Consider the following 12928-nt stretch of genomic DNA (forward strand, 5'->3'; position numbering starts at 1 on the left):
AGGGAGTGTGATTGGAGATGAAAATCATGAATTACAGGAACAAATTGCTGTTGGCCTTATGTGCATTTCTCATTTTTCCCATGGGGCAGATATCACATGCTGCAACCACGCAGAATAACTTCTATAATGTCGTCATGCAGGACGGAGCAGATCCATGGGTGTATAAGCATACAGACGGATTCTATTATTTCACGAAAACGACGGGTGGCAACGTCACGATCTGGAAGTCTGCTCAATTAACAACCATTGATGCAGCACCAATCACAGTGGTTAATACAGGCTGCTGCGGCATCTGGGCTCCTGAACTTCACTATATCAACGGCGCATGGTACATCTACTATGCCAAGGATGACGGAGACAACGTCAATCATCGCATGTACGTTATGGAAAACACATCCGCCGATCCGACCCAGGGAACCTGGCAATATAAAGGTCAAATCAAGGACCCGACAAACAAGTGGGCCATTGATGGTACGGTGTTGCAGTCCAACGGACAGCTTTACTTCATCTGGTCAGGATGGGAAGGAGACACGAATGTTCGGCAGAACCTGTACATTGCCCATATGAGCAATCCCTGGACCATCGATTCGAATCGTGTGGAAATTGCAAGACCAACCTACGCCTGGGAAACGAATCATTCCCCGAACGTGAACGAAGGTCCGCAAGTGATCGTTCGAAATGGGGTAATCAGCCTTGTGTACTCGGCAAGTGGCAGTTGGACCAATGACTACTGTCTTGGGCTTATTACCGCCAGCACCTCCAGCAATTTGCTGAGTCCAGCATCCTGGAGCAAGCGCAATCAGCCCATCTTCCAATCCGGAAACGGACTATATGGTCCGGGCCATCATTCCTTTACCAAGTCTCCTGATGGAACAGAGGACTGGATCATGTACCATACAGCAAAGGTCAATAATTCCGGTTGGAATCGGGAGATCCGGTTGCAAAAATTCACATGGAATGCCGATAATACTCCAAATTTGGGGACACCGGTGAATCCCAATGCTCCAATTGCCTTGCCTTCGGGAGAAAAGTCAGTGGTTCGATACGAAGGTGAAGAGGGTACGTTCGGCGGGATTGCATACGCTTCTCAAAGTCCTTCCGGTTCGGGAGGAATGAAAGCAGGACATATCGATACAGTCGACAGCTATGTAGAATTTAATGTGAATGCAGCTTCCGCTGGACAATATATTTTGCTGGCAAGAACGGCGAATGGTACGGCTGGTGGCAACTGGTCCAATCTGCTGCTGAGTGTGAATGGAGGCACAGCGAGTCCTTTTCATATCACCAACAAAGGGTGGGAGAACTGGGGACTGTCTACTGCCCGAGTGCAGCTGAATGCCGGTGTGAACAAAATTCGCTTTTCCAAGGGCGAAGGTTATGGAGAACTGGACTTTTTTGATATCAAACCTGTGAACTAGATGTTTATATAATACGATCAGAACCCTGTCAGGCCCTCGCGGACCTTGGCGGGGTTTTGTCGTTATGGAATGGATCCTTCCGAATTCGTGCATACAATAACTCTATTTAATACAAAATAAATAATTTAATACAGTAATATTGACTCTTTTGGGGCATACCAGTAAAATTATTGTAATATACTCATAAAATGAGGTGGGAATTGTAATGCTTGAGCTTAGTTTTGATGATCCGGATAAGCTTGTGACAGTGACTCATGCCTTATCCACACGCTCCCGAGTTGATATTCTCCGCCTTCTGACTTCGAAGAATCTTAATATTGTAGAAATCGCTGAAGCTCTCAAACTTCCCGTGTCTACTGTAGCAAGCAACATCAAGGTACTGGAGGCAGCACGGTTAATTAATACAGAACTGCTGCCCGCCTCTCGCGGAGCTATGAAGGTATGCAGCCGCAATTATGATGATATTCATCTTGCGCTGAATACGGAGAAGGCCCTACCCAAAGGGGATGTACAGGTATATGAGGTAGATATGCCTATTGGTCATTATAGTGATTGCGAAGTATCTCCTACTTGCGGCATGGCGAGTGCCGATGGGATGATTATAAGAGAAGACGAGCCTGCCAGCTTTTTTCACCCCAAACATATTGGTGCCCAAATTATGTGGTTCCGCAAGGGTTATGTAGAGTATTTAATGCCACTTGAGATCCCGACAGGGGCTCGGATTGAATCGCTTGAACTGTCCATGGAAATCTGTTCCGAAGCGCCCAATTACGATCACAACTGGCCTTCGGATATCTCCATTTGGATTAATGGGCTCGATATTGGGACCTGGACGTGTCCCGGAGATTTTGGGGATCGAAGAGGGAAGTTGAACCCAGCTTGGTGGCACGAATGGTCTACACAGTATGGATTGTTGAAGACATGGCGCGTGGACAGGGAAAAGACGACTCTGGATATGGAGAAGATCTCTCCTGTAACATTGAATCAACTTAATCTGCAAAACATCCATAAGTTGAGAGTGCGTGTGGGCATTAAGCCAGATGCCGTTTATCAAGGCGGGGTAAACCTATTTGGGCGGCAATTTGGAGATTATGATCAGAACATTAAAATGACAGTGAATTATGCAATAAATCCGGAAAAATCGTAAAAAAGAAGCTTTAGTTACATGATATCCGTAACTAAAGCTTCTTTTTTACTTATTAGTTACATAATTATAACTTGAAAGCGTTGACATTAGTGAGATGAGCCAATATAATCTCTGTATAGATACAATAATATTGTAACAAATCAATAATACCGTTTGTATCTACAAAACAAGAACAAAGGGGATATTCGCATGAAAAGAAGAATGGGTCTGTTGGCACTCACATTACTTTTCTCACTATCGATGGTTCTAAGCGCATGTAGTGGAAGCGGGAACGGCACTGGAGAAGAAGACTCCGGTGATGGAAAAGTGACATTGTCTTTCTGGACGCTATTCGATGGTGGTGACGGTGCGAACATGCAGACGTTGGTTGACGAATTCAACAAAACCCACCCGGACATTGAAGTGAAAAATACCAAGCTTGCTTGGGGCGAGTATTATACCAAACTTGTCACCGCGGTTGGAAACGGCAACGGACCGGACATTGGCATATCCCATTCCTCCAGGCTGCCCGATCTGATTGATCAGGGGGTAGTCACTGAACTCGATACACCCGCTACAGCTGCAGGTGTAGATTGGAATTCCTACAATCAAAATCTTTTGAATGCGGTTACAGTAGACGATCAGCACTATGCAGTGCCCATTGATACACATGCATTTATCATGTTCTACAACAAAAAGTTACTTAAAGAAGCAGGTCTGCTCGGCGAAGATGGAAAACCGGTGTTGGAGCAATCGGCTGATGGTTTTGTAAGTTTCCTTAAGACACTAAAAGAAAAGTTGCCAGCTAAGGCTACTCCGTTTGCACTGTCTAATAACAATGATGATCCTTTCCGTCTATGGTGGTCGTTGTATACGCAACTGGGTGGCAATGATGTAGTATCGGATGATCTGAAATCCGCGGCTATTGATAAAGAAAAAGGGATCCAGGCAGCCGATTACATCCAGAAGTTATATACCGAAGGTTATATCAAGAAAAATGATCCGGATTTCTATAAAAATTTCCAAAGTGGAACTGCCGCAATAATCATGACGGGTGTCTGGACAACAGGAACCTGGGAATCCACCAAAGATTTTGAATTTGGTGCTATGCCGATACCCAAATTTTACGATCAGGAAGCAACATGGGGAGACTCCCACACGATTGTTCTGCCTTTGACTCAGGATGAAGACGAAGCCAAACGTAAAGCGGCCATGATATTCGCCGATTGGGTTGCAGACAATGGCCAAATATGGGCAAAAGCTGGCCATATTCCTTCCAAACCATCCGTTCTAGAAAAACAGGAATTTAAGGATATGCCTTATCGCAGCGATTACTCCGAGGTGGCAAGTGTCGTTAAATTCAGCAAACAATCAACCAAAACTGCCCAAATCCGTGAAGAAGTCGCCTTTAAATTTTTGAATGAAGTATGGGTCAACAAAATGACACCGGCTGATGCCATGAACAACATGGAGGCAGGCATTCAGAAAATACTGAGTGAATAGAAGGAAGACGGGACACGCAAGTTTTCGCAGGGGTAAGCATTATGGCGAGTTTGCGTGTCAATCAAAGGGGAGACGGGTATGAAATTCAAAAAAATGAGGGCGGAGATGCAGGCACTTGTATTTCTGCTTCCATTCTTGATTGTCTATGTATTGTTTACGATATGGCCCATGATCAAAGGCATTGAAATGACCTTTTACAAATGGACGCTAATAAAAAAAATGGATTTTGTCGGCCTGGATAACTTCCGCAAGGTACTTCAGGATCGTGAAGTTTGGGAAGCGATATGGCACTCGACCTTCTTTGTTTTTCTAAGTACTCCGACCATGATTATCCTCGCCATTGTACTGGCTCTGATTGCGAATCGAAAATCGGTTTTGCAAAAGTTTTACCGGATTATTTTTTTCATCCCAAGTGTGCTCTCGGTTGCTGTGGCAGCTTATCTGGGATTGTTCGTATTCCAGCCTTATACGGGGTTCGTCAATTCCGTATTACACCTCATTGGCCTATTGCCTCAAAACGCCGAGATTTTCTGGCTGACCGAAACAAGCCTGGCCTGGATCGTCATTACGGTTGTTACCCTGTGGTGGACGGTGGGTTTTAACTTCATTCTGTATCTGTCAGCACTACAGGATATACCGGATGAGATCTATGAGGCTGCACGGTTAGATGGAGCGAGTGATTCGCAAATATTTTGGAGAATTACCCTGCCATATCTGTCACCACTCACCAAAACGATTACGATGCTGCAAATTATCGCTTCATACAAGGTCTTCATGCAGATCTATGTTATTACGGGCGGAGGCCCGCTGGATCAGACACGCCCGATTATCCAGCTAATCTATCAGACCGGATTCAAGAATAACAATCTCGGTTATGCCGCGACGATGTCCTATATTTTATTCGTCATTCTACTGGTGTTATCGGTGCTTCAATACTGGATTAACAACCGGAAGGGAGCGGATAGCTGATGAAGTGGCTGTTTCGTACGGGTTCTGCATTGATGGCTGTAATGTTTGCGACTCCGCTGGTGTGGATGCTTGTCGTCTCGATTAAGGAAGAAGGCATGAAGATCATTACAGTTCTGGACTGGTTCAAACCTCCCTATTCTTTAGCCGTTTACGAAGAGATTCTAACGACGACCAAATTGTCTCAATGGATTGCCAACAGTTTGTTCGTGGCAGTGATTGTAACGGTACTCACTGTCATTTTTGCAGCAATGGCAGGGTTTGCACTATCCAAGGTACCGTTTCGCTATCGTACCATTGTTTTCTTTTTCATCCTTGGAGGGCTGTTGATTCCAGGGGAAGCTACCATTATTCCACTCTATCAGGTGGCGAAAGATCTTCATTTGCTGAATTCATACAGCGGACTCATCATTCCGGCTCTTGCTTCGCCCGTAGCTGTCATCGTACTCAAAAGTTTTTTTGACGGTGTTCCCAATGATCTGTTGGAGAGTGTACAGATTGACGGTGGTGGCTTTTGGAGGATATTCACCAGCATTATGTTACCACTCACCCGTCCGGCAATGGCTTCCATGGCCATTCTGACGTTTATCGGTTCCTGGAACAATTTCCTGTGGCCGTTCCTGTCCATAACCGATGATAATTTATTTACATTGCCAATGGGTATTCCTACGCTGATGGGTCAATATTCTGAGGATTATGTAAAACCTATGGTGATCAATGCTGTGGCTTCAGTGCCTATTATTATTCTGTTCATCATTTTCGAGAAGCAGATTGTCAAGGGAATCAGCATGTCCGGAATTAAGGGATAATGTGAGCAAGTACGAATTTCATAAAAACAAAGCAGCTATTTGAGGCCAGCGAGCCCAATGTAGCTCAAAGAGATGGGAGAAACGAAATGACGACTAAATTTTACAATAAAGATTATCCAAGACCACAATTTGTACGTAAGGACTGGCTGGATTTAAATGGAGAATGGGACTTTAGTTTTGATGACAATCAGGTGGGCGAAAGCGAGCATTGGTATGATCAAGCTCAATTTCCGGAAGGACTCCAAATTAAAGTTCCCTTTACCTATGAAACAGAGGCGAGCGGAATCGGGATTGAGACGTTTCATCCGCTAGTTTGGTACCGCAAGCAAGTCATCATCCCTCAGGAGGTCAAAGGGAAGAGAACCATTTTGAATTTTCAGGGTGTAGATTATCGCGCCAAATGCTGGGTGAACGGAACGGTTGCGGGTGAACATGAGGGGGGATATGTTGCATTTTCCTTCGACATTACACCTTATATCACTTACGGTTCGGAGAACAATATTGTTCTTGAAGTAGAAGACAGTCAGAGCGCGATGCAGCCACGGGGGAAACAACGCTGGGTGGATGAAAATTTTGAATGCTTTTATGTGCAAAGCACCGGCATATGGAAAAGTGTTTGGCTGGAGCATGTAAGTGAAGCAAGGGTTGAAATGGTCAAGATGACACCGGATATCGATCGTCATATGATTCGTTTGGACTTTCAATTAAATGGAATAGAAGGCAAAAACAACTTGCGTTTGGAAACAAGGATTGAGCTGAAGGGGCAGCATGTGCAAACCATCAGTCTGTTTCCAGATCGACCTTGGATGACCGTGGAAGCCAGTGTCAAACATGAAGCGGGTGGGCCATGGAAACAGTCGTTGTGGTCTCCGGCTTCACCGAACCTATACGATATCGAGTTTGTGATGTACGAAGATGAGAAGGAAATCGATCGGGTTCATTCCTATTTCGGCATGCGAAAAATATCCATTGAAAATGGACAGATTCTGCTGAATAATGCTCCATTGTACCAAAGACTGATTCTGGATCAGGGCTATTGGACGGAGAGCCATTTGACCCCGCCTTCAGTGGAAGCACTGATTGATGATATCGATAAAATTGCCGAGATGGGATATAACGGAATCCGTAAACACATGAAATTGGAAGACCCACGCTTTTTATATTGGTGTGATGTAAAAGGCATGCTGGTCTGGTCGGAAATGGCAGCGACCTTTGAGTTCAATGATGAGGCTGTTAGCCGTTTCACCAAAGAATGGCTGGAAATTGTACCACAGCAATACAATCATCCCAGCATCATTACCTGGGTTCCGTTTAATGAATCGTGGGGAATACCTACGATAGCCCACGAGGTGAGACAGCAGCAGTTTACGCAATCCATCTATCATCTGACCAAGGCCATCGATCCCTATCGCCCGGTTATTACCAACGACGGATGGGAGCATACGGTATCAGATATTTTGACACTCCATGATTATGTGGAGTCAGGAGAAGCTTTTTCGGAACGGTATCAGGATAAGGACATGATCGTAAATAACAACACCGCTTCCAATCGATGGAAGTTTGCTTTTGCCGAAGGTTACCACTATAAAGGACAACCCATTATCATCAGTGAATTCGGCGGAATTGCTTTCCAATCGGATAAAGGCTGGGGTTATGGCAATCAGGTGGACTCGGTTGAAGCCTTTATCGAACGGTTTCGTTCCATCACCGAAGCGATCAAAGCAGTTCCCTACATTTCGGGATATTGTTACACACAGGTCACGGACGTGCAGCAGGAGATTAATGGTCTGTTGACGGAAGATCGTCAGCCGAAAGTGCCGCTGGAAGTCATCCGCAAAATCAATCTGGCATGAAGCCTCAGTATACATTACAGATTCATGGGGAACAGGAGTGTAGATCACAATGTTACGAGAAGATTATCCACGACCGCAATTTGTGCGACAAAACTGGATGAGTCTGAATGGGCAATGGGAATTCGAGTTTGATGACGATCATCGTGGACGTTCAGAAAAATGGAGCGAAGGTACCCAAACGTTCAGTCGTCGCATTCAGGTTCCGTTTGCCTTTCAAAGTCAGCTTAGCGGTATTGGAGATCCGGATTTCCACGACAACGTCTGGTATAAACGCACATTTGAAATTCCGGATGGGTTTATAGGCAAACGTCTGCTGTTGCATTTCGGAGCCGTGGACTATGAAGCCTCTGTCTGGGTCAATGGACAGCTTGTGGTTCAGCATGAAGGGGGACACACCCCTTTTCATGCCGATATTACAGATGTTTTGCAAGAGGGAACCAATGTATTAACGGTACAGGCGCTGGATTACAGCAAGGATGTGACGTTACCCCGCGGGAAGCAATTCTGGCAGGAGCAATCCGCACAAATATTTTACACTCGTACGACTGGCATATGGCAATCGGTATGGTTAGAGGCTATGGACTCAATCCACTTGCAGAAAGTGCGCATGCCCCCGGATATTGACCGGAACCAAATAAATGTTACTTCTTATGTCCATGGGTCACTGGATGCGCTGGATGTCAGACTGCGTGTACAGATTTCCTACCAGGGGGAGGAGCTATCTGCCGATGAGTACCGGATCAGTGCCAAGGAACAGAGTCGCACCATTGGACTTCATACCTTTAACGAGCACGGACTTGGAAGGCTTTGGTCACCGGAGCATCCTAATCTGTATGATATCCACTTCACCTTACTGTTAGACGGTATGCCGACCGATGAAGTCGACAGCTACTTTGGCATGCGGAAAATTTCGATTGAACAAGGTAGGCTGTTTCTGAACAATCGTCCTTACTTTATGAAATTGGTTCTGGATCAGGGATATTTCCCAGATGGCAATCTCACACCGCCGAATGACGAAGCAATCCGTAGGGATGTAGAACTGGCGAAAGAACTGGGATTTAACGGCGCTAGAAAACATCAAAAGATTGAAGATCCAAGGTATTTATACTGGTGTGACAAACTGGGTCTGATGGTTTGGGGAGAAATGGCTAATGCCTATGAATTCTCGCAGGAATATGTCTCCCGAATGACAAGAGAGTGGCAGGAGGCAATAAATCGGGACTACAATCATCCATGTATCGTGGTCTGGGTACCTCTTAATGAAAGTTGGGGTGTACCAAACATTTTGACCAGCAAGGAACAGCAGTATCATGCCTTATCCATGTATTATTTGACCAAGTCGATTGATCCAACCCGACCGGTCATTTCCAATGATGGTTGGGAGATGGTTCAGACCGATTTGTACAATATCCATGATTACGAATGGCGAAAGGAGGTTCTCAAAGAACGGTATCGATCCAGGGAAAATGCGGTCAACGGCCTTCCAGGTAGTCGTCATTTAAGCGTAGGAGGGCACCGTTATGATGGCCAACCGATATTGATTACTGAATTTGGTGGAATCGGGTACAAGAAGAGCGATTGGGAAGGCTGGGGTTATTCCGGAGCAGAGAATGATAAAGACTTTGCGGAGAGACTGCATGCCGTGATACAACCACTGCTGGATTCTCCTGTGGTGGAAGGCTTTTGTTATACACAGTTGACGGATGTGGAGCAGGAAATCAACGGGTTGCTGACATATGACAGGCAGCCGAAAATGCCGATCGAACAGATTCGTGCCATTATTGATGGTCATAACCCATCATCCGTTGACGAATAAGGGGGAAAAGCGTGTAAACACAAATACTATCAGTGCAGCAAGCGCATTCTGGGAAGGTGATTATCAAGGGGAGAAGGCCATTTATCTGCGCTACGGTTCCTATGAAGCTGTGATGTTTCCAGAGTATATAAGTGAAGGAACACAGGGGACAGGGCTACGCCAGCCAAGCGCTTGCTTTTCTGGAGCAATTATGTGTAGAACAAAGCAAGTTGCTGATATTGGCAATGGATTTGTGATGGACGATTTTATTATGGAAAAAGAAATCATCGTTTCTTAAACAAAAGAGACAATTTGCGCATACTAACATAATGTCAGATGTCGAAACACATGCATCGTCACGCTGAAGAAGTCGCTTAACTGGCGGCTTTTTTGGTTTGAAAACAATGATTTTGAAATGATTATGATAAATGAAAGCCCTTTCTTTATTCTATGATATACTACGTTGTAACTGGCATACCATGAATAACGAAGATTTCCCCAATCTCTATATCCTCTTACTTTCACTCGTAAAGGAGATGTCATGATGTTTAACGTTCTTGTTAATGACGATGAGTGTGTTCAAAGAGAAGGAATTAAGAACTTAATTGCTCACTATGGCTTTCCTTTTCACATCATGGAAGCGGAGAATGGAAAGACCGCTGAGCGGATTCTGGTTCAAAGCCAAGGTATTCAAAAACAAGTTCGGTGTAAGTCCGATACAGTTCAGAGAGTGCGGGGTGCTTCATGATCGGGTGGATCAAGAGCAGATTCAATGACTTTTGTCGCGCCGTTTTTTAAGGACTTTGCATTCGAATTAGGGACATAATCAAATTGCTCAATGATGTTCAAGACTTTTTCTCTTGTTAAATCGCTTACATAAGGATGTCGATTAATTACCCTTGAAACGGTTGCTGTAGAAACGCCTGCAAGACGTGCAATCTCTTGAATATTTGCCATTTGATCCACCTCATCATAAGGATAGCACGATTTTAATTGTTTACAAGGTAGAGGCCATCATCTCGATTTGTGACCAGGTAATGGCATGTTAGATGTTGAGAACAAAACTTAAATCCTCACAAAGTGACACGTATTTTTCATTTACCTTCTACGTTGGTTGACAAACCGAAACCACGTTTGTTAGAAGCTGGCCTTTAACAAACGTGGTTGAGATGGCGGCTAAATAAGACGCTAAGAGCTTGAGTTTGTCCTTTCCGCCAGTTTAGTAATCAACTCGATATCTTGTTCGGTTAATTGTTCGAAAAAATGTTTGCGTATTGCCTTGGAGAGGAAGGGACGGGCATCATCTAACATTGATTTTCCAGAAGAAGTGATACTGACTTGTACTCCACGATCGTGGTCTAATGGTTTCTTCATCACGAGTCCACGTTGTTCCATACGCTTCAGATGATGAGATAACCGACTTTTATCCCAGTCCATAGAGTCGGCTAATTCCTGTTGGCGAAGGCTACCATCCCCAAAAAGAACTAATCGGTCCAATACTCCAAAATCACCCTCTGACAATCCTGAGTGATCGGCCATATCTTTGACGATGCGACCGAAGATGGTCTGAAAGGAACCTTTCCACATATGCCATATTCGCATTTCTTCTTCGTTAAGTTCATTTTTATCCATAGGAGCATAATAACATGGTTGACGTGTCAACTTCAATGTGCTAAATTTGATCCAAGGTTGACATGTCAACTCAGTTCATATGGACCTACCAATCACAAAAAAAGGAGTTTTTAACTATGCAAAATAAACCTGTCGCTCTGGTCACCGGGGCTAATAAAGGTATCGGCCTTCAAATTTCTAAGGATCTCACGGAACAAGGATTCACCGTGCTCGTTGGATCTCGCAGCCTCGAGAATGGAGAAACTGCCTCAAAAAGCATCGGTTCAAATGCACACGCTCTCCAGCTCGACGTTACAGATGAAAACTCCATCGCTGCTGCTGCAGAACGTATTCGGAACGAATTTGGTCGTCTCGATGTACTCGTGAACAATGCGGGGATCTCGCACGCAGGCAGATCGGGTGAACCGTTTCCGAACGGTGGCGCAGCGAGTGGTCTTTTGACCGTTGCTTCGCTTGAAGATATTCGTACAGTTTATGAGACTAATGTTTTTGGTGTTATTGCTGTCACGCAGGCGATGTTGCCACTTTTGCGGGAGGCCCCGGCAGCACGTATCGTCAACATAGGCAGTACCGGCGGCTCCCTTAGCTGGAACTCTATTCCGGAAAACTCGCATCGTGCGATGTTTGGTGCCTATTCGGCATCAAAATCGGCTGTTCATGCGGTGACACTTGCATTTGCATTTGCGCTTGAATCAACAAACATCAAGGTCAATGCTGCATGTCCAGGCTTCACATCGACTGCGCTTAATAATTTTGCTGGTACTCGTAGTGTCGAACAAGGGGCTCGTGAAGCAGTTCGGCTTGCGTTGATTGGAGCGGACGGTCCAACAGGAACATTCTCAGATGAGGATGGACCCATTGCTTGGTGATCACAGTTATATAATAAGGGTGAGCAACTTAAGGAGGATTTCATGATGCGCGTTTTCGTAACAGGAGCAACAGGCTACATCGGTTCCGCTGTCACCCGCGAACTTATTGAAAGGGGACATCAGGTCGTCGGTCTCGTGCGTTCAGACAGTAGTGCTGCGAAACTAGAAGAGTCCGGGGCCGAAGTACACCGCGGTGACATCAACGATCTTGACAGCCTCCGTAGTGGTGCAGCTGCTGCGGATGGCGTCATTCATCTGGCATTCCATCACGACTTCTCGAACTTCGCTGGAGCACTCACAACAGATCTGCATGCCGTAGAAGCGATGGGGGCGGCACTTGAAGGATCTGGTAAGCCGTTCGTAATTACCACGCATGTAAATGGAGTGGCAACGGACAACATGGTGTTAGCGCTGGCAGAGCGCGGAGTACTTACATCGATTGTAGAGCTTTGTCCGTCGGTACACGGTGAGGGTGATACAGGCTTTGTACCAAGCCTCATCAATATTGCCAAGACTAAAGGCTTCTCCGCCTATGTGAAAGGAGGGAGCAACCGTTGGCCTGCTGTACATCGCCTTGACGCCGCGCATCTATATTGCCTGGCGTTAGAAAAGGCACCAGCTGGTTCACGACTAGATGGGGTCGCAGATGAAGGAGTGCCATTTTGCGACATCGCGAGTGCTATTGGTGAGCAGCTGAACGTACCTGTAGTCAGCATTTCACGCGAAGAGGCAGATGCCCATTTTGGGTTTCTCAGCACACTCGTAGCGCTCGATATCCCGAGATCAAGCGTTGCAACTCAGGAACTTATGGGATGGCGGCCAGTGCAACCTGCACTGATTCCCGACCTTAAACAGTCTCATTACTTCAACAACTGATTGGAATTTTCACGCCTTTTAAAAAAAATAACAACCATTAATAGAAGCCACTCCATTCGTCAGGGGTGGCTTCTTCTTTTG

11 protein-coding genes and 1 pseudogene are annotated in these 12928 nt (G+C 45.5%); 10 read left to right on the plus strand and 2 right to left on the minus strand.

The annotated features are described in order from the left end of the window. Positions 1 to 17 precede the first annotated feature (17 nt). The 8 genes from MKY92_RS15330 (at position 18) to MKY92_RS15365 (ending at position 9768) form a co-directional block, all read left to right on the plus strand. Positions 18 to 1418: a family 43 glycosylhydrolase gene (locus tag MKY92_RS15330; protein WP_339296751.1), complete on the plus strand. Its 1401-nt coding sequence runs from the start codon at positions 18 to 20 to the stop codon at positions 1416 to 1418. A gap of 205 nt (positions 1419 to 1623) precedes the next feature. After that, positions 1624 to 2565 carry an ArsR family transcriptional regulator gene (locus MKY92_RS15335; protein WP_339296752.1) on the plus strand — a complete coding sequence of 314 codons (942 nt, stop codon included), beginning with the start codon at positions 1624 to 1626 and terminating at the stop codon, positions 2563 to 2565. 189 nt (positions 2566 to 2754) lie between these two features. Further along, a complete protein-coding gene (locus tag MKY92_RS15340; RefSeq protein WP_339296753.1) occupies positions 2755 to 4047 on the plus strand; it encodes an ABC transporter substrate-binding protein in 1293 nt (430 codons plus the stop codon). Positions 4048 to 4125: 78 nt separating this feature from the next. After that, the gene (locus MKY92_RS15345) at positions 4126 to 5016 is read left to right on the plus strand and encodes a sugar ABC transporter permease (RefSeq protein ID WP_339296754.1); all 891 of its coding nucleotides are present in this window, start codon (positions 4126 to 4128) and stop codon (positions 5014 to 5016) included. After that, complete coding sequence (locus MKY92_RS15350) at positions 5016 to 5822, plus strand: carbohydrate ABC transporter permease (RefSeq protein WP_339296755.1); 807 nt, start codon at positions 5016 to 5018, stop codon at positions 5820 to 5822. The genes MKY92_RS15345 and MKY92_RS15350 overlap by 1 nt, the downstream gene beginning before the upstream one ends. Before the next feature lie 86 nt (positions 5823 to 5908). Next, the gene (locus MKY92_RS15355) at positions 5909 to 7675 is read left to right on the plus strand and encodes a sugar-binding domain-containing protein (protein WP_339296756.1); all 1767 of its coding nucleotides are present in this window, start codon (positions 5909 to 5911) and stop codon (positions 7673 to 7675) included. A gap of 49 nt (positions 7676 to 7724) precedes the next feature. Next, positions 7725 to 9491: a sugar-binding domain-containing protein gene (locus MKY92_RS15360; RefSeq protein ID WP_339296757.1), complete on the plus strand. Its 1767-nt coding sequence runs from the start codon at positions 7725 to 7727 to the stop codon at positions 9489 to 9491. After that, on the plus strand, positions 9448 to 9768 hold the full coding sequence (locus tag MKY92_RS15365; RefSeq protein WP_339296758.1) for a hypothetical protein: 321 nt from the start codon (positions 9448 to 9450) through the stop codon (positions 9766 to 9768). Before MKY92_RS15360 ends, MKY92_RS15365 begins: the two co-directional genes overlap by 44 nt. A gap of 473 nt (positions 9769 to 10241) precedes the next feature. Here the strand turns inward: MKY92_RS15365 and MKY92_RS15370 are convergent. Together MKY92_RS15370 and MKY92_RS15375 are read right to left on the minus strand one after the other, a co-directional pair. Beyond that, a pseudogene (locus MKY92_RS15370) lies at positions 10242 to 10427 on the minus strand (LacI family DNA-binding transcriptional regulator); the annotation flags it as partial. Between the two features lie 231 nt (positions 10428 to 10658). Continuing rightward, on the minus strand, positions 10659 to 11102 hold the full coding sequence (locus tag MKY92_RS15375) for a MarR family winged helix-turn-helix transcriptional regulator (protein ID WP_339296759.1): 444 nt from the start codon (positions 11100 to 11102) through the stop codon (positions 10659 to 10661). 116 nt (positions 11103 to 11218) lie between these two features. On the opposite strand from MKY92_RS15375, the gene MKY92_RS15380 reads away from it, so the two are divergent. Together MKY92_RS15380 and MKY92_RS15385 are read left to right on the plus strand one after the other, a co-directional pair. Further along, complete coding sequence (locus MKY92_RS15380) at positions 11219 to 11971, plus strand: SDR family oxidoreductase (RefSeq protein WP_339296760.1); 753 nt, start codon at positions 11219 to 11221, stop codon at positions 11969 to 11971. A 45-nt stretch (positions 11972 to 12016) separates the two neighbouring features. Next, positions 12017 to 12847 carry an SDR family oxidoreductase gene (locus MKY92_RS15385; RefSeq protein ID WP_339301803.1) on the plus strand — a complete coding sequence of 277 codons (831 nt, stop codon included), beginning with the start codon at positions 12017 to 12019 and terminating at the stop codon, positions 12845 to 12847. The last annotated feature ends 81 nt before the right edge of the window (positions 12848 to 12928 follow it).

Source organism: Paenibacillus sp. FSL R5-0623, from assembly GCF_037974265.1.
In the GTDB taxonomy this organism is placed as follows: domain Bacteria; phylum Bacillota; class Bacilli; order Paenibacillales; family Paenibacillaceae; genus Paenibacillus.

Bases quoted from the DNA above. Each gene is read 5' to 3' on its own strand.
- MKY92_RS15330 (WP_339296751.1), top strand. From the start codon at position 18: ATGAAAATCATGAATTACAGGAACAAATTGCTGTTGGCCTTATGTGCA.
- MKY92_RS15335 (WP_339296752.1), top strand. From the start codon at position 1,624: ATGCTTGAGCTTAGTTTTGATGATCCGGATAAGCTTGTGACAGTGACT.
- MKY92_RS15340 (WP_339296753.1), top strand. From the start codon at position 2,755: ATGAAAAGAAGAATGGGTCTGTTGGCACTCACATTACTTTTCTCACTA.
- MKY92_RS15345 (WP_339296754.1), top strand. From the start codon at position 4,126: ATGAAATTCAAAAAAATGAGGGCGGAGATGCAGGCACTTGTATTTCTG.
- MKY92_RS15350 (WP_339296755.1), top strand. From the start codon at position 5,016: ATGAAGTGGCTGTTTCGTACGGGTTCTGCATTGATGGCTGTAATGTTT.
- MKY92_RS15355 (WP_339296756.1), top strand. From the start codon at position 5,909: ATGACGACTAAATTTTACAATAAAGATTATCCAAGACCACAATTTGTA.
- MKY92_RS15360 (WP_339296757.1), top strand. From the start codon at position 7,725: ATGTTACGAGAAGATTATCCACGACCGCAATTTGTGCGACAAAACTGG.
- MKY92_RS15375 (WP_339296759.1), bottom strand. From the start codon at position 11,102: ATGGATAAAAATGAACTTAACGAAGAAGAAATGCGAATATGGCATATG.
- MKY92_RS15380 (WP_339296760.1), top strand. From the start codon at position 11,219: ATGCAAAATAAACCTGTCGCTCTGGTCACCGGGGCTAATAAAGGTATC.
- MKY92_RS15385 (WP_339301803.1), top strand. From the start codon at position 12,017: ATGCGCGTTTTCGTAACAGGAGCAACAGGCTACATCGGTTCCGCTGTC.